Annotated in this window: 16 protein-coding genes and 2 pseudogenes; 11 read left to right on the forward strand and 7 right to left on the reverse strand. The window is 56.2% G+C overall.

The features are described from left to right. The first annotated feature begins 46 nt into the window (after positions 1-46). Positions 47-1,564: pseudogene (locus XBLMG947_RS12345) on the forward strand (site-specific integrase). 102 nt (positions 1,565-1,666) lie between these two features. Here XBLMG947_RS12345 and XBLMG947_RS21590 read toward each other — a convergent pair. Further along, a complete protein-coding gene (locus tag XBLMG947_RS21590) occupies positions 1,667-2,167 on the reverse strand; it encodes a hypothetical protein (protein WP_083993067.1) in 501 nt (166 codons plus the stop codon). A 32-nt stretch (positions 2,168-2,199) separates the two neighbouring features. Further along, the gene (locus XBLMG947_RS12350; RefSeq protein ID WP_245228179.1) at positions 2,200-2,955 is read right to left on the reverse strand and encodes a hypothetical protein; all 756 of its coding nucleotides are present in this window, start codon (positions 2,953-2,955) and stop codon (positions 2,200-2,202) included. A 470-nt stretch (positions 2,956-3,425) separates the two neighbouring features. On the opposite strand from XBLMG947_RS12350, the gene XBLMG947_RS12360 reads away from it, so the two are divergent. From XBLMG947_RS12360 to XBLMG947_RS12395, 8 genes are all read left to right on the forward strand, one after another. After that, positions 3,426-4,513 (forward strand): IS3 family transposase gene (locus XBLMG947_RS12360; protein WP_245228180.1). Its coding sequence is split into 2 segments (ribosomal slippage): positions 3,426-3,678 and positions 3,678-4,513, totalling 1,089 coding nucleotides; the frame shifts between segments, so codons are not numbered across the junction. A 647-nt stretch (positions 4,514-5,160) separates the two neighbouring features. Next, complete coding sequence (locus tag XBLMG947_RS12365) at positions 5,161-6,294, forward strand: 2-aminoethylphosphonate--pyruvate transaminase (RefSeq protein ID WP_065468985.1); 1,134 nt, start codon at positions 5,161-5,163, stop codon at positions 6,292-6,294. A gap of 20 nt (positions 6,295-6,314) precedes the next feature. Further along, positions 6,315-7,637 carry an O-acetylhomoserine aminocarboxypropyltransferase/cysteine synthase family protein gene (locus tag XBLMG947_RS12370; RefSeq protein WP_065468986.1) on the forward strand — a complete coding sequence of 441 codons (1,323 nt, stop codon included), beginning with the start codon at positions 6,315-6,317 and terminating at the stop codon, positions 7,635-7,637. A gap of 25 nt (positions 7,638-7,662) precedes the next feature. After that, positions 7,663-8,703, forward strand: coding sequence for a fatty acid desaturase family protein (locus XBLMG947_RS12375; protein ID WP_065468987.1), 1,041 nt, complete (start codon positions 7,663-7,665; stop codon positions 8,701-8,703). A gap of 17 nt (positions 8,704-8,720) precedes the next feature. Then, entirely contained in the window at positions 8,721-9,581 is an 861-nt protein-coding gene (locus tag XBLMG947_RS21600; protein WP_083993068.1) for a gamma-glutamyl-gamma-aminobutyrate hydrolase family protein, read from the forward strand. 36 nt (positions 9,582-9,617) lie between these two features. Then, complete coding sequence (locus XBLMG947_RS12385) at positions 9,618-10,217, forward strand: LysE family translocator (RefSeq protein WP_065468989.1); 600 nt, start codon at positions 9,618-9,620, stop codon at positions 10,215-10,217. A 67-nt stretch (positions 10,218-10,284) separates the two neighbouring features. Further along, positions 10,285-11,208 (forward strand): homoserine O-succinyltransferase, encoded by a 924-nt coding sequence (locus XBLMG947_RS21605; RefSeq protein ID WP_083993069.1) that lies wholly within the window; start codon positions 10,285-10,287, stop codon positions 11,206-11,208. 78 nt (positions 11,209-11,286) lie between these two features. Continuing rightward, positions 11,287-12,639, forward strand: a complete 1,353-nt coding sequence (locus XBLMG947_RS12395) for a glutamine synthetase family protein (RefSeq protein WP_065468991.1) — start codon at positions 11,287-11,289, stop codon at positions 12,637-12,639. Positions 12,640-12,771: 132 nt separating this feature from the next. Here XBLMG947_RS12395 and XBLMG947_RS12400 read toward each other — a convergent pair. From XBLMG947_RS12400 to XBLMG947_RS12415, 4 genes and pseudogenes are all read right to left on the reverse strand, one after another. Continuing rightward, a pseudogene (locus tag XBLMG947_RS12400) lies at positions 12,772-13,531 on the reverse strand (IS3 family transposase); the annotation flags it as partial. A gap of 19 nt (positions 13,532-13,550) precedes the next feature. Then, a protein-coding gene (locus tag XBLMG947_RS12405; protein ID WP_209437482.1) for an IS3 family transposase occupies positions 13,551-14,653 on the reverse strand; the annotation gives its coding sequence in 2 pieces (ribosomal slippage) (positions 13,551-14,395 and positions 14,395-14,653; 1,104 coding nt in all). 70 nt (positions 14,654-14,723) lie between these two features. Continuing rightward, positions 14,724-14,900, reverse strand: coding sequence for a hypothetical protein (locus XBLMG947_RS23185; protein ID WP_167352025.1), 177 nt, complete (start codon positions 14,898-14,900; stop codon positions 14,724-14,726). A gap of 78 nt (positions 14,901-14,978) precedes the next feature. Then, positions 14,979-15,227 (reverse strand): hypothetical protein, encoded by a 249-nt coding sequence (locus XBLMG947_RS12415; protein ID WP_065468993.1) that lies wholly within the window; start codon positions 15,225-15,227, stop codon positions 14,979-14,981. 198 nt (positions 15,228-15,425) lie between these two features. Between XBLMG947_RS12415 and XBLMG947_RS12420 the strand changes: the two genes are divergently transcribed. Then, positions 15,426-17,081, forward strand: a complete 1,656-nt coding sequence (locus tag XBLMG947_RS12420; RefSeq protein WP_065469076.1) for a sensor domain-containing diguanylate cyclase — start codon at positions 15,426-15,428, stop codon at positions 17,079-17,081. Positions 17,082-17,277: 196 nt separating this feature from the next. Here XBLMG947_RS12420 and XBLMG947_RS12425 read toward each other — a convergent pair whose 3' ends face one another. After that, positions 17,278-17,583, reverse strand: coding sequence for a hypothetical protein (locus XBLMG947_RS12425; RefSeq protein ID WP_065468994.1), 306 nt, complete (start codon positions 17,581-17,583; stop codon positions 17,278-17,280). Between the two features lie 94 nt (positions 17,584-17,677). On the opposite strand from XBLMG947_RS12425, the gene XBLMG947_RS12430 reads away from it, so the two are divergent. Beyond that, positions 17,678-18,652 (forward strand): GGDEF domain-containing protein, encoded by a 975-nt coding sequence (locus XBLMG947_RS12430; RefSeq protein WP_065468995.1) that lies wholly within the window; start codon positions 17,678-17,680, stop codon positions 18,650-18,652. The last annotated feature ends 219 nt before the right edge of the window (positions 18,653-18,871 follow it).

Consider the following 18,871-nt stretch of genomic DNA (forward strand, 5'->3'; position numbering starts at 1 on the left):
AATGGAGCCTCTGGGATTCCCGGGGCGGTTCAAGGTATCAAACCCCGTGCCAACACCTTATTTTTTGCGCCGCCCAGCTGGGCTCTATGTGCGCTTCTTCGTCCCGACTGACCTTCAAGCTCTCATCGGCTCACGCTACCTTGTCCGTCCCGTTCGCTTGGCCCTTGGTGATGCTGCCCGTCTGGCCGTAGCTCGAACTGCTGTGGCACTCTCGGAAGCATTCGATCGGATGCGGCAGGGAGCAAGCAGCGTGAAGGACGATTTGCTGAGCCAGGCTTTGGCCGCATTGCAAGGCAACGAAGCTCGCCCTACACCATCAAGGTCGGTGGCGTGGAACTTTCTGCCAACGGTGCCGAGATCACGCCCGGCTGCTGGACGCACTGAAACACCTCCCCCTTCAGCAACTGGCTCCTGTGAAAAGCACAGGACCGTTGCTGTCAGAGCGCGCCACCATCCACATCAGTGAGATGCGGCGTGTGGGGCGAAGCGCCAAAGACGTGATCGATACCGAACACAGCCCGGGTCTTTTTGTAGCGCTTGTTGGCGACAAACCGGTCGAGGACTACAAGACTGATGACGTCCGAAAGTTCCTGGATGCGCTTGAGCACTACCCCAGCAACGTCACCAAGAACGCGGTGTTCGCCGGTCTCACCCCTGTCGAAATCCTGAACAAGGCGCGGCAAGGTTGTCACGAACTGCTGAGCATGCGCACCAAGGAAAAGCATCGGGATCGTATTGCGTCCTTCTTCAACGCCTTGGCGAACGAAGACCTGATTGGCAAGGCGCCTCACAAAGCCATCCTCAATCGCGCCAAGTCGCTCACCGATGAGCCGAGTCGTGATCCGTTACCCGGGCTGAGCTTGAAGCGCTACTTGAGGTGAATGCATTCACCTCTTGGGCCAAGAAGTACCCGCACCGATGGTTCGGCACGCTGCTAGGATTTGCAACGGGTGCTCGGGTCAACGAAGTCGCTCAGCTCTATATTGACGACATCGGCAAGGTCGGCGATTTCTGGGGCGTGCATTTCCGAGGAACAAAGCCGGATCAGCGCTTGAAGAACTTTCACCCTTCCCGCTTTGTGCCCCTGCCCACATCTCTGATCGAGGCTGGGTTCTTGGTCTATGTGGACGAGGTCAAGCGCGCAGGCTTTGAGCGGCTTTTCCCGCATTTGCCCTACAACGCCGAAAACGGCTATGGCGACGCGCTAGGGGATCAGTTCCGTGCCTATGCGATCAAGCAAGGGCTGACCCAACGGCTCAAAAGCTTTCATTGCTTCCGACACACCTTGTCCAATTCATTGGTCAACGAGCATGGCGTCTCGCTTCCGATTTCCCAACAAATCACCGGGCACGAGTTGACGCTTCCGCCAGGCTTGAAGCATTACGTCGATCCGCCTTCCGTCCCCGCTCGCTTTTCAGCCATTGAACAGTTTGGCCCCACGCTTCCCCTGCCCGCTTACACGCCAGGGCAATTTGATCGTGCGTTCAAGCAGGTTCGGCACATGGAACGACGACGCGAACAGGTGGCAAAGAAAAAGACGTCCAAGACGCGGGCCACAGGGTAAAATTCGACTAAAGAAAGCTGAAAAAATGCCCCAACGCTGGAAGCGCTGAGGCACCTTGGATAGAGAGCTTAGAGCGCTGCACAACAACATCAGATTTAGAGGTTAGCCGACGTTCTCTGGAGGACCTACGTCAACAACCGGCATTTTGCCGCCACAGCTACCGTAGCAGCCGCCACCGATCAATACACCACCATTATTGCCGCCACCTGATCCAGCACTACCGCCGCCGCCCGAGCTACGACCGGTCGATGTCTGCTGCTGGATCTGCTCGGCCATTTCCTGAGCTTTTTTACCGCAAGGCTTTTCGATGTAGACCATACCACGACCGGTATACATCAAAATCTTGACTGTATAGGACACATACCCTTTATAAGAGTTGGCCACCCAGTTACTCTCACCCAGCACTCGTGATGCAGAAGTATCAAGCTTCTTCATGAATGCTGCGTTGGCTGGGTTTGAATAATCGCTAAACTTGGGCAGATCGGTCAAACTAACCTGGATGGGCGGCAGTGGCGGCATCGGCAATTCAGAGCACGCAATCGCAACGCCCACCAAGCCACTCAAGGACAAAACAGCAATACCAACCCTTTTTGCAATTCCCATTTCAACTCACTCCTTGATAAAACAACAGAAAACTATTGCCCCCCGATGGGACGTTTATCCAAAACCGGCGCGACGCCGTGCTTAGAAATATAGATTTGATTTATTGCCTGATTCAGGCGCAAAGCCTCAGATTCGCCAAGCATTTTCTGCTCGGCCGTAAGGGGCTTTGCCATCATGACTTCTCTGGTTATTCCCGCTCGAGAATCGCCACGCATTTCCGCCACACGCGACACCGCATAGGCCGCCACAGGATCGCCATTGGCACTTCCCCCCTGATAAGACGCAAGCATATTCAGTGCGAAAAGGTTGCCTTCCGCTCCTGCATCCACAAGACGTTGTTGAGCTTTTGGATCGGCTGGCAGCAGCCTCGCGTCAAGCATCGCTTGTGCCGCTATGTCACCTGCCTCGGCAGCTTGCTTGAGAAGCGCCTCTGGAGCCAGCATATAAGCTTCTAGCTGCTTCTCGTTTGGATAGCCATGTCGGTCGAGCCACTTTTGCTCGGCTTTGCTTTCGGCAAATCCTGGATCGTTCTCGAAACTCATTCCATCGCGTGTGCGAGGAATTTCAGGAAACGGGTGTCTAACGTTCGATGCCGATGACTGAGTAAGCCGCTGGATAGATGCAGCCAAGCCGGAGGAACCGGACATTTTTTCAGTCGAAGATTTATTCTTTTCTGAGCTTACTTCCTGCTGAGGGGCTTCATTTTTTCTAGCCTCCTGCATCCAAACAATGCCACCCACAACAACAGCTAAAACAAGGGCACTAAGCCCAACTGCTTTATTACTCATGACGACCTTGGAGTATTCCCGTTACAATTGCACCGCGTGCAGGCCCCTTTCCTGTGCAAATGCTGCTGCCGCGCTCGCTTGATGTCAATCAGCGTTTCACGCACTTTGCGAAGATTGGTTGCGAATAACGAAGTCAAGATTGAACTGCCTTTTACCCTCTACAATCCCATTCATCCGATCGCTCACAAGGGCTTGTACGCTTAATAGCGTTTAGGTCACTGATGTTGGACGACTACATACGCCAAGCAAGTGGACGCTGATACCAAATAAACTGGACGAAGCTATGAGTCAAACTGGACGGCGGCGTCATTTAGGCTGGACTATTGTGAATTGGCAAAAGTCAGCGCAACTAGGCAAAGAGGATGCAACTCGCACAGCACTGCTGGTCAGCGGCAGCGCCTGGGTAATCCCCCGCCGAATAGCAGACGTCAGAAGTGGAATTTTCTCGTCATCTGACCCGAGGAGGTTCCATGAAGAAGTCCCGCTTTACCGACAGCCAGATCATCGCCGTGCTCAAGCAGGCCCAGGCAGGCACACCCGTGCCAGAGTTGTGCCGCGAGCACGGCATCAGCTCGGCAACGTTCTACAAATGGCGCAGCAAGTTCGGCAGCATGGACGCCTCGTTGATGGCCCAGCTCAAGGAGCAGCAGGATGAGAATCGGCGGTTGAAGAAGATGTACGCCGACGCCCAGCTCAGTGCCGACCTGCTGAAGGAGGCGATGGCAAAAAAATGGTGAGGCCATCTCAACGCCGGGAGATGACCCGATGGGCGGTGGAAGGCGGGCGAGCCACGATCCGGCATGCGTGCAGGACCTTCGAAGTGAGCGAGACCTGCTTTCGCTACCAAGCCAAGGCGAACGAAGACAATGCCCGGATCGCCGACTGGCTGATCCGACTGACCACGGCTTACCGCGACTGGGGCTTCGGGCTATGTTTCCTGCATCTGCGCAACGTGAAAGGCTTCGGCTGGAACCACAAGCGCGTGTATCGCATCTACCGCGAACTGGAATTGAACCTGCGCATCAAGCCGAAGAAGCGGCTGGTGCGGGAGAAGCCCGAGCCACTCTCGGTGCCAGAGACGATCAACCAGGTCTGGTCGATGGACTTCATGCACGACCAACTCAGCGACGGCCGCAGCTTCCAGCTGTTCAATGTGCTAGACGACTTCAACCGCCAGGTGCTAGGGATCGAGGTCGACCTGTCGCTGCCTTCGGCACGCGTGATCCGTTCACTGGAGCAGATCATCGAGTGGCGTGGCAAGCCGGGCGCCATTCGCTGCGATAACGGCCCCGAATACATCAGCCGTGCGCTTCTGAACTGGGCGCAGCAGCAAGGCATCCGGATCGAGCATATACAGCCTGGCAAGCCCCAGCAGAACGCCTACATCGAGCGTTACAACCGCACCGTCCGATACGCCTGGCTGGCACGCACCCTGTTCGACAACATCGAACAGGTGCAGAACACAGCCACGCGCTGGCGATGGTCCTACAACCACGAGCGCCCCAACATGGCGCTTGGCGGCATCACGCCAATGCAGAAATTGGCATTGGCTGCTTAGCTCCACTTCTGGCGTCCGCTAAATGCGGGGGGATTACCCTGCCTTGCTGGACGGTGGAGGCCCGTATCTGGACCGGCTCAAGCACCGAGACCCCCGGGCCTGCGCCGACGCACCGCTGACCGAGACCGACGACTCGGCGAGGCGGCCGAACTCAACGTGAGCCGGCAAAGCGACGCCGATCGCGCGGTCGGAGTCGCCTTGCGCGTGGCCTGGGTGAGCTGCTTACTGACCTGCCCCACTCGCGCAAAAAGACACTGAACTTCTGCGCTTCGACATGAACACTCCTCAGGATCCGACTTGACCTATCGCAGGTTTTCATGATAACTGGATTGAAACCTGAGACCATTCCTAGATGAATATCTCAGCTGGAACCAGATAAAGATCAACGATGATCGCGCCCCAAGCTTTATAGCTAAATTTCATGTGCGTTTCGGCTAAATTACCTTGCCTCAGCTCATGCGGCGCGTACTATCCAAACCGACAGATAAACCGTGGATCGTACAGCCACATAGATTATTATAAAAAATAAAATACAAAATAATAACGAAACCATCGTCGACCGACCAGCTTCGTTATCATCACTGATCACAGGTTACGTGAAAGCGCTGCTTTATGCCCCCACAGTTTATAAATACTGAGACTTCCACATGTGTTCAGAGAAATATTTCTTAATGACACCGGGTCCGTTGGCTTTGCGCGACGAAGTAAAATCACAGATGCAATTCGACATGGGCTCAAGAGACGAAAGCTTTAGGATCACGACTTCCTCGATGCGTAACCTTGCGATCAACCTAGTCGAAGGGCAGGAGTCACATTCGGTCATCCCCATCCAAGGCAGTGGAACCTACGGCATCGAAGCAGCGCTGGCGACATTTATAAGTCAGTCCGACAAACCGCTTGTATGCATAAACGGTATTTATGGCGAGCGTATGCTGAAGATACTTCAGTTACGCGGAATACGGGCTGCCAGCATGAAGGTTCCTAGCGACAAGCCGCTTTCGATCGCCGATATAGTGGAATATCTTGAAAAAGATCGCACGATCACCCACATCTGCTTCGTTCATTGCGAGACGACCACTGGTGTCATTAATCCACTTAACGAAATCGTCAAGCTGGCCAAGCGATACGGAGTCGTTACGATCGTCGACGCAATGAGTTCTTTTGGCGCAATTGATATTAGTGTCAAAATCTCCCCTGTCGACGTCCTTGTGACTTCAAGCAATAAGTGCATCGAAGGTCCGCCTGGCATTTCGTTAGTAATAGCCAAGCTGGCCATGCTGAAAAGAAAAAAGACACATCCGGTCAATTCTTTCGTTTTAGATGTTCGCGACCAGTGGAAAACCCTTGAGGAGACAGGAGAGTGGCGATCAACGCCTCCTACTCATGTGGTACAGGCATGCGCCAAGGCACTCGAACTGTTGACCCTTGAAAGTGTGGCCAACCGCAGAAAGCGGTACTGTTTGGTGCGAGAAGAGATCATTCGCGCAACGGAGCGATACGCTGTTCCGTTACTAAGTGCGAGTGCGCGGTCTCCGGTGTGTCTGGCGCTCACTGCGAAGGGAGTGATTGATACCGAAGAGGATTTCAAGGAATTCTATCGGCATCTTGTCAGATACAACCTCTACATATATGCAAAATTCCACGTTCAAACGCGAAGCTTCAGAATCGGCTGCATCGGCGCAATCAAGCCGGCATGGATACTCATTCTGGCGAAGGCGTTTCGTGAGTTTTTTGAAGACCACAAACACCGCCTGGTAGAAGCGGCACTTGACAATCCTTAACTCGAAAGCGGAGCGGCCTAATGTCATCTCGCACCCACGAAAAAAGCCTTTCGATGGAAACAGCCCTTCTGCATGCGGGTTATCGGCACGATCCAGCCACCAACGCTATTGCCGTTCCCATCTATCAGACCACGGCTTATGAACTCGATGATGATCTGGCCGCCGTCTCGGATATCTACAATGTCAAGCGCGACGGTTTTACCTACACGCGGATCATTAATCCAACCACCCGCGTCCTAGAGCGCCGGTACGCCCAAGTGGATAACGCAGCGGATGCGCTTGCCGTGGCTTCCGGACAAGCCGCCACCTTTCTTGCGCTGATGAACTTGTGCAGTGGCCGACCAGGCGACAACGTGGTTACATCGAAGTATCTATACGGGAATTCCTGGAATTTGCTTTTTAATACCTTCAAGCGCTTAGGGATTGAGGCAAGATCTGCTGACCCGCATGAACCAGAATCCTTCAAGCGGCAGATCGATGACAGGACCATCGCATTATTCGGCGAAGTCTTTTCTAATCCTTGCGTCATTCCGTTACCGGTATCGGAGCTTGCCGCGATTGGCAAGGCGCATGGCATTCCCCTCGTGGTTGACAACACGACGACGCCTCTTGTGTGCAGGCCCGGGGCGCTGGGCGCCGCAATCAGCGTTTACTCGGCAACCAAGTACATCTGTGGCCACGCCACCACACTGGGAGGACTGGTCGTCGACAATGGAAACTTTTCTTTTGATGATGCCTCCCGCTTCCCATTGCTAAATAGCCCTGACGAGGCGCATGGCGACATATGCTGGCGAGATGCTGTGCGCCTTCTGAATGACTTAGGGAACAGTGCTTATCTTTTGAAAGCACGTATGACTTGGCTTCGCGATACAGGCGCGGCGATCAGCCCATTCGCAAGCTTTCAGCTGATACAAGGTCTGGAAACACTAAGCCTGCGCATGAAGCGTCACTGCGAGAACGCTGCGTCGGTTGCCAGTTTCCTAGCAGGTCATCCCAAGGTCAGACGCGTTTCGTATCCTGGCCTTGCTACTGGACGCGACCGAGACGTCGTAGATGAACTGGTCGACGTGCAAGTCGGCTACGGCGCAATGATCGTGTTCGAGTTAGAAGATGAGGCTGCAGGCAGAAAATTCGTGCAGAACATCCGTCTCATGTATCACGTTTCAAATGTGGGAGATGCACGCACACTCGTGACGCATCCGGTCTCGACCACCCATACTACCGTCCCCAAAACTCAGCGTGAGGCAGCCGGAATATTTGATGGGTCGATCCGCCTTTGCGTCGGCATAGAGAACATTGACGACATACTTGATGATATAAAGCGCGGTCTTGATGCCGTTTAATGGCTAATTAGCCGGGAGAAGCATCATGGAAAAAGAGAAAATTTGGGCGCTCAGAAATAAGCGATTTGACACATTCCGTTTTTCTCGCGAAATCATGCGCGAGCTGTCTGACTTGCGTCCCGACAATATGACTGGCGCCTTATACATAATAAAGGACTATACAGTAATGGTGGCCTGCGCCGTTGCGACGGTGCAACTCAGCTGGTGGCTTTACCCATTGGCATTATTAATTATCGGCGCGCACCAGCGCGGTTTGACGACGATCTCACACGACGCGGCGCACCGAATACTAGCAAAGAATAGACCATGGAACAATTTCCTCGGGACGACGTTCGCCGCTTATCCTATATTCCAGCGGCACTGGGCATATCGCGTGTCCCATGTCTATCTTCATCATCCGCACCTTGGTGATCCGGAGCAGGATCCCGACTTGAAGTTCTTTATCAAATCGGGGGTTTATACGGTTCGCGAGCCGCGCGAGTACAAATCCTTTATTCTCTGGAAAGCGATCTTCGGCGGGGCCACGTTTCGTTACTTGAGCTATCTTTGGAGCAACCGATTCTTTGTTTCGGGAGACAGAGAGAAGAGCGTCGATAAGTGGGGCGCCCTTATCGATTCTTACGGTTTCGCGGCATTCTGGATCGCGGTAGTCGCCGGCTTTACCGCAGCGGACGCTCTACATCTTCTTGTGCTTTTTTGGCTAATCCCTTACCTCACCACGTTTCAGGTGTTGGGTTGGTTCACCGAGCTGGCTGAGCATTCGCCCATGTGTGAAAGCGAGGTGGAGAATGTTTATTTGACGAGAAATAGGAAGGGCGGATTCATAGAACGCTTATTGTTCGGCGTCAATTACGACGAGTACCATCTTGAACACCATCTTTCGCCGGGCGTCCCATTCTGGCTATTAAAAAAAGCACAGAAAATCCGAATGCAAGATCCAATATATGCGAGTATCGGAAAATCCTGGGGAGGTCTATTTTCGCGCGGCCCGCAGGGGCAGCCAAGCGTGATCTCGCAATTGCTTGATCGGAACCGTCGCCTCTACGAAATTAGCCTGCATAAATGATCCGGAGCACATCCACAATGGAACATGTCTCTGATTGCGTGATTCGACCTGTTGTTGGAGTGACATCAAATCGCCATATCGATGATGGCGTTCATCGTGACAGGTTGCGACGACGCTACATTGAAGCTCTTGATACCTACGCTGCTGTTGAATGCGTCATTCTTCCGACTGTAGACGGGGATCTTCCTTGGGATACAAGCCTTAGAAAATTTCGTTCCCTGATGCATCGTCTAGACGGCCTGGTCTTGACTGGCGACGAATCAAATCTCGATGCAGACATCATTGATGGACGACAGCGCCGTTGGGAACGTGCCGACGACGACGTTATCCCTGGGGAACGAGACCGACCCAGGGATCGCCTGTCGTGTGTCGCGTTGTCGATCGCAACAGAGCTGGATATGCCAGTCCTCGGCATTTGCCGCGGGTTGCAGGAAATGAATGTTCAGCAAGGCGGAACGCTTGTGGCACATCTGCCGGCCACGGAGTTCGGCATAGTGCACAGCGAGCCCATGAACGTAACCCGCGATCAGCAGTATCTGCCATCGCACGGAATTCGGATCGTGTCCAACGGAATACTTGCCGATATCCTCGGGGAGGGAAACGATTGGCTCCAAGTTAACTCGCTTCATAACCAGGGAGTGTTCGAGCCGGCGCCCGGGGTTCGAGTCGAGGCCATAGCCGACGATGGCGTCGTCGAGGCAATTTCCTACCCCTCCTCGACTTTTCAGCTCGGAGTACAATGGCATCCCGAATGGCATGTCAGACACGACCCCGTAAGTCAGAAGATATTCCACCTCTTTGGCGATGCGTGCCAGGCATATGAAGCGAGGCGGCATGCCGGAAGTAATCCGGCATCCTTCCACAAGGCAATATATTGAAAAATTTCCAACATTACATAATACAGTGACGAGATAATGGATCTACATCTGGTGGCTCTGTTCGCCATTGCGTTTACTTGCGCGGTCGCCGTGCCGGGGCCGAACGTAGCATTTGTTGTGGCTCAATCTCTCAAGTATGGCCGCAAGATTATAGTTCCCTGTTCGTTTGGCTTTGGACTGGCTACTGCGATTCACGCCATTGTCGCGCTGTCTGGGGTCGGCTTGATCATTCACGAGCACTCGTCGCTCCTCGGTTATCTGCGTTGGATAGGAGCGATCTATCTCACGTACATTGGTTTAATCTCTTTCCTGCCCCAACCGGAACATCACAGCACAGAAATAATCGCTTCTAGTCCGCGAAAGGTGTTCATCGATTCATCACTTGTCGCCCTGACTAATCCTAAGGGATGGCTGGCCACTTTGCTTACCTATCCAAGCTTTGTCAGTCCTTACTATTCTTACACGCACCAAGCAATTGCGTTGAGTCTGGCAGGACTGCTTATTTCTCTCTTAATCTATGGTGGATATGCGTTGCTTGCACAAAGGGCACGTACCCTTTTCAGGAACGAACGCAATATAAACCGGGTCGCCGGCGCGATCTATCTGCTTGTCGCAGTTTTCCTAGTGCTTTCCTGATTGAGTCAAAATTTCTCATGCGAGACACGGCCGATGCGGGCCGTTCGCTGAAGAGGGCCGCAATCTCATGTCAATACTAATCCCTAAAGGGCTGCCAGCAGGTTGTGCTCTTAAAAACGAAGGCATCACCGTTTTAGAAGATGAGGCAATGATCCATCCGCATTGCCGATCTATAAGCATAGGGTTGCTTAACCTGATGCCAAATAAAATCGATACCGAAATCCAGATAGCGCGTCTTTTGGGTTCCACCCACTTCCAGGTTGAGTTGACGCTTGTCAGGATATCCGGCCACTCATCGAAGAATACACCTGTCGGACACTTGAAATCCTTCTACAAGGACTGGCGGGATATTAATAATCGTAAATTTGATGGGTTTATAATAACCGGGGCGCCGCTTGAGAAAATTCCTTTCTGCAGCGTCGATTACTGGGATGAGCTCGCTGGAGTATTTCGGTGGACGCAGACCAACGTCCGTAGTTGCTTTAACATCTGTTGGGGGGCGCAAGCTGCTTTGCATTTTTTCTATGGTGCGCCAAAGAACGTCTTGAAAGAAAAGTTATTTGGCGTATTTAAGCATCATATTCATGATATCGACTCCCCTTACTTGAAAGGCTTTTCCGATGAACTTTACATTCCCGTGTCGCGCTGGGCGGAAATGCGTCGCGTCGACCTCCCTATTGATAGCGGTGTTTCCGTTCTCATTGATTCGCTCGATACCGGGCCTTGTTTGCTTAGCGATCCCAAGCATCATTCTTTGCATTTCTTTAATCATATTGAATACGATTCGAACACTCTTGCAGACGAATACTTCCGCGATCTAGCCGCAGGAAGAAACATCCATCTACCCATTAACTATTTTCCAGACGATTGCCACTATCTTCCACCGACGAATCGATGGCGCAGCCATGCAATTTTATTGTTTGAGAACTGGATCGGCCATATTCATAAAACGTCCTTGGCGGATCTGGATATGGTTGATCGATGTCGATGAGCTGCCGCCAGCAGACGCCCAGCTCTCGTAAAACTCTCATATATACAACACTCATTTAAATGGCTGTGGGAATCTGTCATGAACTTCGATGAACTCCGGAATTCTGTCAAGTCTGGCGCGATCGACACGATATTGGTATGCATAGTCGACATGCAAGGTCGGCTAATGGGAAAACGCTATCATGCCGCTACATTTGTGGGTCACGATTACAACCAAGGCCATGCCTGCAATTATCTATTGGCCAATGACATGGAAATGGTCCCGGTGCCAGGTTACGCGAATGCCAGCTGGAGTGCTGGTTACGGCGATTTCGTCCTCAGGCCTGACTTTTCCAGCTTTCGACTGCTGCCTTGGCTGGACGCAACGGCATTGGTGATTTGCGATGTCTACAATGACAACGGCGAGCCAGTGGTGCAATCGCCCAGATATATCTTGCAAAGGCAGTTACGGCGGCTATCCGACCGCGGAATGCGTGCCTGTTTCGCATCGGAGCTTGAGTTTTACCTTTTCGACGAGACTTATGCCGAAATTTCGAGAAAAAATTATAATTCACCAGCGGTATTTGGAAATTACAATCAGGATTACAACATTCTGTCGACAACGCGACAGGAGTGCGTCATGCGTCCGATCAGAAAAGGCCTATATGGCGCTGGTGTCGCAATTGAATGCACAAAGGGTGAGGGAGGCACTGGCCAGGGGGAAATCAATGTTCGGCATTCAGACCCGCTGTCGATGGCCGATCAGCACACAATCATCAAGCACGGCAGCAAGGAAATAGCAGCACAGCACGGTAAGTCAATCACCTACATGGCAAAATGGAACGATAATTATGCAGGGTCGTCCAGCCACGTCCACTCGTCGCTATGGTCGTCTGACGGCCGACCCATGTTTTATGACGAAGCAGAACCGCAGGGAATGTCCGTTATAATGAGGAACTACGCGGCCGGAATCCTTAAGTATGCGGGAGATATTACCCTCTTGTTGGCACCTTACATAAACTCCTACAAAAGATTTCAGATTGACACGTTCGCACCCACTAAGATCGCATGGGGCTACGATAATCGAACGACCGGCTTACGCGTTTGTGGCCGGGGCTCGGATAATCTGCGCGTCGAGTGCCGCATTGGTGGTGCCGATATGAATCCTTACATTGCGTTCGCCGGACTGATTGCAGCTGGCTTGGCGGGGATTGACGAGAAACTGCCGTTGGGCGAGCCGTGCAAGAGCGACGCATATCGTGACACGGGATTGCCGGACATCCCGAAAACACTGAGAGCTGCCATCGGCATCAGTTCGAGCTCGAGTTGGCTCCGCGAGGTGCTGGGAAGCGGGGTTGTCGACCATTACGTCCATGCCGCGCAATGGGAACAATCCGAATACGATAGGCATGTAACCGATTGGGATTTGCTCAGGGGTTTTGAACGTAGTTAGGGAAGGTCTGGTCAATGCGTTTGATACGCCCAGTGATACGCCCAGGGTTCCGTAGACACTCAAGACCCTCGTTGCGCGTAGCGCCGTTCAATCTGAACCGCCCCGACTTTCTTGAAGGCCGCTTAGTTTGAGTCAGGCCGCCTCGGCCTGACCGGTTTGTTGCCGATAGTAAGCCGCTTCGGCTTCCGCTGGCGGGATATGCCCGATCGGCCCCAGCAGTCGCTTGTGGTTGTACCAGTGCAACCAGTCCAGGGTGGCCAGTTCCATGCGCCACGACCTGCTCGCGATTCTGCGGTGGATCACCTCGGCCTTGTACAGTCCGTTGATCGTCTCGGCCAGCGCATTGTCGTAGCTGTCGCCCACGCTGCCCACAGACGGCTCGACCCCGGCCTCGGCCAGCCGTTCGCTGTAGCGGATGCTCACGTACTGCGATCCCCTGTCGGAGTGGTGGATCAACTCCCCGTCCCTCTTGTCGGGCGTGCAGGGCCTGCTCCAAGGCATCGAGCACAAAGTCCGTCGTCATCGATGTGGAGGCCTTCCAGCCCACGATCCGCCGCGCGTACACATCGATCACAAACGCCACGTACACCATGCCCTGCCAGGTCCAGACATAGGTGAAGTCGCTCACCCACAGCGCGTTCGGTCGCTCGGCCTGGAACTGCCGGTTCACCCGGTCCAGCGCGCACGGCTGCGCCTTGTCGCCGCGCGTGGTCTTGACCACCTTGCCGCCGACCACGCCCCGCAGGCACAGCCGGCGCATCAACCGTTCCACCGTGCATCGCGCCACCTGCCAGCCTTCACGCAGCAACTGCTTCCAGACCTTGCGCACGCCGTGGACCTGGAGGTTATCGTCCCACACCCGGCGAACCTGCGCCTCCAGCGACGTCCCCCGTCCTGAGTAGCGGCCGGGTTTAGAGTCCGGGGTTGATGATATCGGTATTGGCCAGCTGTTGGGCATACGCCGATGGCGTCATGCCGTCGATTGCCTTCTTGGGTCGCTCCTCGTTGTATTCGCGTCGCCAGCGCTCGATCTCGGTGCGTGCATGCAGCAGTGTCGGAAACCAGTGTTCGTTGAGGCATTCATCGCGCAGGCGGCCGTTAAACGATTCGATATAAGCGTTTTGATTTGGCTTGCCCGGCTGGATCAGCCGTAACTGCACGCCACGCGCATGCGCCCAGGCCACCATCGCCTTGCCGCAAAACTCCTTGCCGTTATCGGTGCGGATCACCTGCGGCAGACCGCGACTGTGCGCCAGTCGGTCCAGCACGCGCGTCACGCCATGGCCCGAGATTGCACGCTCTACCTCGATGGCGACCGCTTCGTGCGTGGCGTCGTCCACAATCACCAGACACGTGATCGCCCTGCCTTCGGCAGTGCGGTCGAACACGAAGTCCATCGACCATACCTGGTTGGCCTGAGATGGCCGCAGCAGCGGCTGACGCTCGCCCACTGGCACTTTCTTGCGCTTGCGGCGGCGAACCTGCAGCTGCTGCTCGCGGTACAACCGCTCCACCCGCTTGTAGTTCACGATGCGGCCTTCCTGTCGCAGTTTGAGATAGATCATCCCCACGCCATAGCGGCGATGGCGATGCGCCAACGCAATGATGCGCTCGCGCAGCTCGACGTTGCGATCCTCGCGGGGACAATAGCGCAGCGCACTGGCGCTCATACCGATCGCTGCCAGTGCGCAACGTTCGCTGGCGCCGCTTTGGACCCACTCGCGCACCAGCGCACGACGCGCCGGTGCGCTCACCATTTTTTTCGCAGCGCATCCTTGATCAGATCGTTCTCGAACAGCTGCTCGGCCAGCAGCTTCTTCAGGCGCGTGTTCTCGGCCTCCAACTCCTTGAGTCGCTTGGCATCGGGCACGCTCATCCCACCGAACTTGCTGCGCCATAGGTAATACGAGGCTTCGCTGAAGCCATGGCGCCGGCACAGATCTTTGATCGCCACGCCGCTTTCGGCCTCGCGCAAAAAGCCAATGATTTTTTCCTCGGTAAAACGCTTCTTCACGTCCAATCTCCTCGAGATAGGGAATTGGACTCCAAACCGATGTGCTACTCAAACTCGGGGGGACGTCGCGTCAGTTAGCGACGCGCGCTGCATGTTCGTGCGCATCGTGACGAACAACAGCGCCTGCAAGGTGGTCAGCAGTTGCGCAGCGCTGAAGGCCATCGCCGCGGAGTCGATCGAATAACGCGAGCAACGCGCTGGCTTCGTGTTGCAGCAGGAACAGGGCGCTTTTGTTGGACTCTTCCATTGCACGTGCTCCAGAGACGCTCGGCGACAGCCTGCTGACGTCCGAGCACACCGCGTGCCAGCATTCAGAACCTGTGGCTCAAGCGTGCTCGCGCTGCTCTTGCGCCTTGGCGTGCATGGCTTCAAGCGTGACCATACCGGCGATGCGGGCGGCGGCCATGGCGCTGCGGCGGTCGGGGAAGGTTGGCGAGAGCGCAGCGCCTGCCAAGTCTGTGGCCAGGCCGACGCCGATCTGTGCGATATGCCAGCCGGCAACCCAGCCATGGGACGGGGTGTCGCCTTTGGCAGCGTGACAGGTGAGTTGGTAACTGCCTAGAAAAATGACCAACGGGCGCGCTCTTCGATAACGATCCATCAGGATACCGCCGCCGCGTTTCGGCCGGGAGCGCCGTGCTGGCTGTTGGCTGACTCGGCAAGCGAAGTGGAGCGTAGGCACGCGGCTTGCATCGACCTCAACCAGACAATCGTGCCGGGGAACGCGGTGTTGACCAAAAGAACGAAACGCCGCGCTGCCGGGGCCCTGTTGGTGGGCGGGCTGATCTTTGTGCTGATCGGCGTGTGCGGGTATTTCACGACGCAGCGTTCGCTGTCGGACGCTGGCTGGGTGACGCATACGCAGGAGGTGATTGCCAGCATCGACGAAATCCAGGCAGGCATGCTGTCGGCAGAATCGTCGTCACGCGGCTATGTGTTGACCGACAACGCGGCCTTTTTAGGGGTGTATGCCGATGCGATCGGCCGCCTGCCCGAGCGCATCGTGCGGCTGGATGCCTTGGTGCAGGACAACTCGGTGCAGCGCCGCCATGTCGTTGTGCTGAGCCGTTTGGTGGACGCGCGCCTGGTGCAGATCGACGAGCTGTTGCATGCCTATCACAGGCAGAGCCTGGACGGCGCACGTGATTCGATTGCGCGCGGGGCGTTCCAGACCTCTTCGTCGCTGCGTCGCCAGGTGCAGACCATGAAGGAGCTGGAGCAGCAGCAACTGGTCAAGCGCAACGCCACCACCACGCGTAGCGCGCAGTGGGCGCTGTGGGTCACCGTGATCGGCATCGTCAGCGGTCTGCTGGTGATGCTGCTGGCCTACCACGTGTTGTCGCGCGAGCTGGAACGGCGCACGCGTGCCGAAGACGAGGCCAGCCGTACCAGCGAGCGCCTGATCGAGTCGTTTGCCGCACTCGAACGCACCTCCGCTGGTCTGGAGGCGCTGGCGCGTTACTCCGGGCTGCTGCAGAACTGCCGCGACGCCGAAGAAGCGCTGGAAATCACGGCACGCACGATTGCGCCACTGATTCCCGGCGCTGCGGGCGCGGTGTACCTGCTGCGCGCCTCGCGCGATCGCGCCGAACAAGTGGTCGCCTGGGGTGAGATGGCCGACGACGCCAGTGCCAGCATCGCGCCGGACAACTGCTGGGCACTGCGCCGCGATCGCACCCATGTGGTGATGGACGCCGGCCAGGGCATGCTGTGTCAGCATGCAGGCTTCAATCTCCCGGCGAATGCGGCGACGGCCTGTATTCCGCTATCGGCGCAAGGCACGCAGTTGGGGATGTTGGCATTGCATAGCGAAGACCCGGTCGATCTTGCCTCGTTGACCGTGGCCGAGGCGGCAGCCGAACAACTATCGTTGGCGCTGCACAATCTGCGCTTGCGCGAAACGCTGCGTCAGCAATCGATCCGCGACCCGCTGACCGGCCTGTACAACCGCCGCTATCTGGAAGAGACGCTCAATCACGAGTTGGCGCGCTGTACGCGTCGGTTGCTGCCACTGTCTGTGCTGATGCTGGATGTGGATCACTTCAAGCAGTTCAACGATCTGCATGGGCACGGCGGCGGCGATCGCGTGCTGGCGGCCATCGGGGAGTTGTTGCTGTCGCAGACACGTGGCGAGGACATCTGCTGCCGGTACGGCGGCGAAGAATTGACGATCATCCTGCCCGAAGTGGATCTGCCCACCGCCTGCATGATGGCCGAGAAGCTGCGCACCGGCATCGAGGCCTTGCAGGTCATGGGCGATGGCGTCTCACGACCGAAGGTCACCGCATCGTTCGGCGTGGCGAGCTTCCCCGATCACGCCGGCAACGTGGCGCAGTTGCTGCGACGGGCAGACGAGGCGCTGTATCGCGCCAAACAGAATGGCCGCAATCAGGTCGTGAGCGCGGACGTGCTTGCCGCCCTGGTCTGAACGCAGACGGCCAAGCATGCTTCGCTGGCCGCCTGCAGAGGCATTGGTTGCGTGGTGGATTCTCGCGTGTGCGTCACGCACTTGCCCCTGGCGGCTCTGGGCGTGAGCGCCTGCGCGACGATGCCAGCGTCACGCACCCATTCGCGCATTACAGTGATGCTCTATTGAGCATACAAAATCACACTTAGGCGGGGCATCAGCCGCAGGCATGGCCAGCATCGTCGGTGGGAATCAGGCCGGCGCCGGTCAACATATCGTCGATGCGCGTGCGTACAAACGCTGCATCGTCCTGCGCGGCACTGCGCAGGATCGCGTCTGCACGCGCCTGAAAATCCAGGTAATCGAAGTCCGCATCTTCCTCTGCAGACAACTGCGGCAGCTCTTCCTGCAACGCGTCAAGACGCGTTTCGAGTTCTTCGCGGGTGGGCATGTCAAACTCCGACGACAAAGACGATACGGTTGCGGCAAGGCCGTCAAGAATGTGCGAAGCCTTGCGCTGCAACGCTTCATTTTTCCAATCGGCGCGCAGATGAACACACGCTCAACTTTGACGACACCCGGCCGATAATGTTGCCGACTCCGACAGAACCTTCCCTGTGATCCTCCACCTGCGGCGGGATTTCCGCCTTGGCATCATCAAGATGCTTGGGCCAATCACTGCGCTGTTGCTTTGCCTCTATGCGGTGTACCTGGCCATGACGGGTCAGGCGATTGCTTGCCTGGTCACCACGACGCTGGGCTTGCTCGCGGTATGGCGTGGCTGGCACATGCGCAGCGCAGAACAAACCGGCGCTGGTGGCCTGTGGCTGGCGTCGATCAATGTCGGCGGGTGCCTGACCGCGTGCTGGACCGGTGGAGACAGCGCCCTGCCCTGGCTGTTCCCGGTGTTGGCCACCAATTATTTCTTGTGCGGGCCGCAACGCGCAGTGTTGTTGAGCTTGCCACTGCTGGCGGCCTTGTTGTTGTTGCCGGGTTTGATCGTGAGCCCAGGCCAGGGCATTTCGACGATCGCGGTCACGCTGGTGACGTTGGCGGTGGGCTACGCGTTTTCGCTGCGGATGCAGGACGACCGCGTGCATCTGGAAGAGCTGGCTTCGCTGGATGCGCTGACCGGCTTGCCCAACCGCCGCATGCTCGAACGCGCCCTCACCCATCAGATCGATCAGCGTCAACCGCAGGATCGGCTCAACAGCCTGATCATTTTGGATGTGGATCATTTCAAGGAGGTCAACGATCTGTACGGGCATGCCGCAGGCGATGCGGCGCTGTCGGATCTGGCCACCATCTTGCGCTACGAAGTGCGCGACCCGCATCAGGTGTTCCGCTTTGGCGGCGAAGAATTCGTGGTGCTACTGCGTGCGGGGTCGCTGGCGGAACTGGAAGCGGCTACCGAACGCTTGCGCAAAGTGATCCGCAATGGGTTGCGTGGCCCGGGAGGGCGCATCACCGTCTCGCTGGGTGCGGCGCGCCACGACGGCGAGACGCATTGGCAGGACTGGTTTTCGCGTGCCGATGCAGCGCTGTATCTGGCCAAGAACAGCGGACGCGATAGCGTGCGGGTTGCCGAGTAAGCGCTACCAGTACGCGTACACGCGGCTGCGCATGCAGACGCACGTGGCAGCTGGATCGACAGCATCGGTGGCGAATGCGACTGCGCTGCCGACAGCGTTGGCAGCACGCGTGTCAGCCGAGGTGAGCGAACTCCCGGCCTCGGATGCATGGCCGATTTCGCTAACGGTCACGCGCAGACGGGTTGGATCACAGCCAGCGGCCTATCGCCCTGACGCGAC

It is taken from the genome of Xanthomonas bromi, assembly GCF_900092025.1.
Lineage (GTDB): Bacteria > Pseudomonadota > Gammaproteobacteria > Xanthomonadales > Xanthomonadaceae > Xanthomonas > Xanthomonas bromi.

Coding starts and splice junctions, on each gene's coding strand:
- XBLMG947_RS21590 (WP_083993067.1), bottom strand. CDS start 2,167: ATGGGAATTGCAAAAAGGGTTGGTATTGCTGTTTTGTCCTTGAGTGGC.
- XBLMG947_RS12350 (WP_245228179.1), bottom strand. CDS start 2,955: ATGAGTAATAAAGCAGTTGGGCTTAGTGCCCTTGTTTTAGCTGTTGTT.
- XBLMG947_RS12365 (WP_065468985.1), top strand. CDS start 5,161: ATGTGTTCAGAGAAATATTTCTTAATGACACCGGGTCCGTTGGCTTTG.
- XBLMG947_RS12370 (WP_065468986.1), top strand. CDS start 6,315: ATGTCATCTCGCACCCACGAAAAAAGCCTTTCGATGGAAACAGCCCTT.
- XBLMG947_RS12375 (WP_065468987.1), top strand. CDS start 7,663: ATGGAAAAAGAGAAAATTTGGGCGCTCAGAAATAAGCGATTTGACACA.
- XBLMG947_RS21600 (WP_083993068.1), top strand. CDS start 8,721: ATGGAACATGTCTCTGATTGCGTGATTCGACCTGTTGTTGGAGTGACA.
- XBLMG947_RS12385 (WP_065468989.1), top strand. CDS start 9,618: ATGGATCTACATCTGGTGGCTCTGTTCGCCATTGCGTTTACTTGCGCG.
- XBLMG947_RS21605 (WP_083993069.1), top strand. CDS start 10,285: ATGTCAATACTAATCCCTAAAGGGCTGCCAGCAGGTTGTGCTCTTAAA.
- XBLMG947_RS12395 (WP_065468991.1), top strand. CDS start 11,287: ATGAACTTCGATGAACTCCGGAATTCTGTCAAGTCTGGCGCGATCGAC.
- XBLMG947_RS23185 (WP_167352025.1), bottom strand. CDS start 14,900: ATGGAAGAGTCCAACAAAAGCGCCCTGTTCCTGCTGCAACACGAAGCC.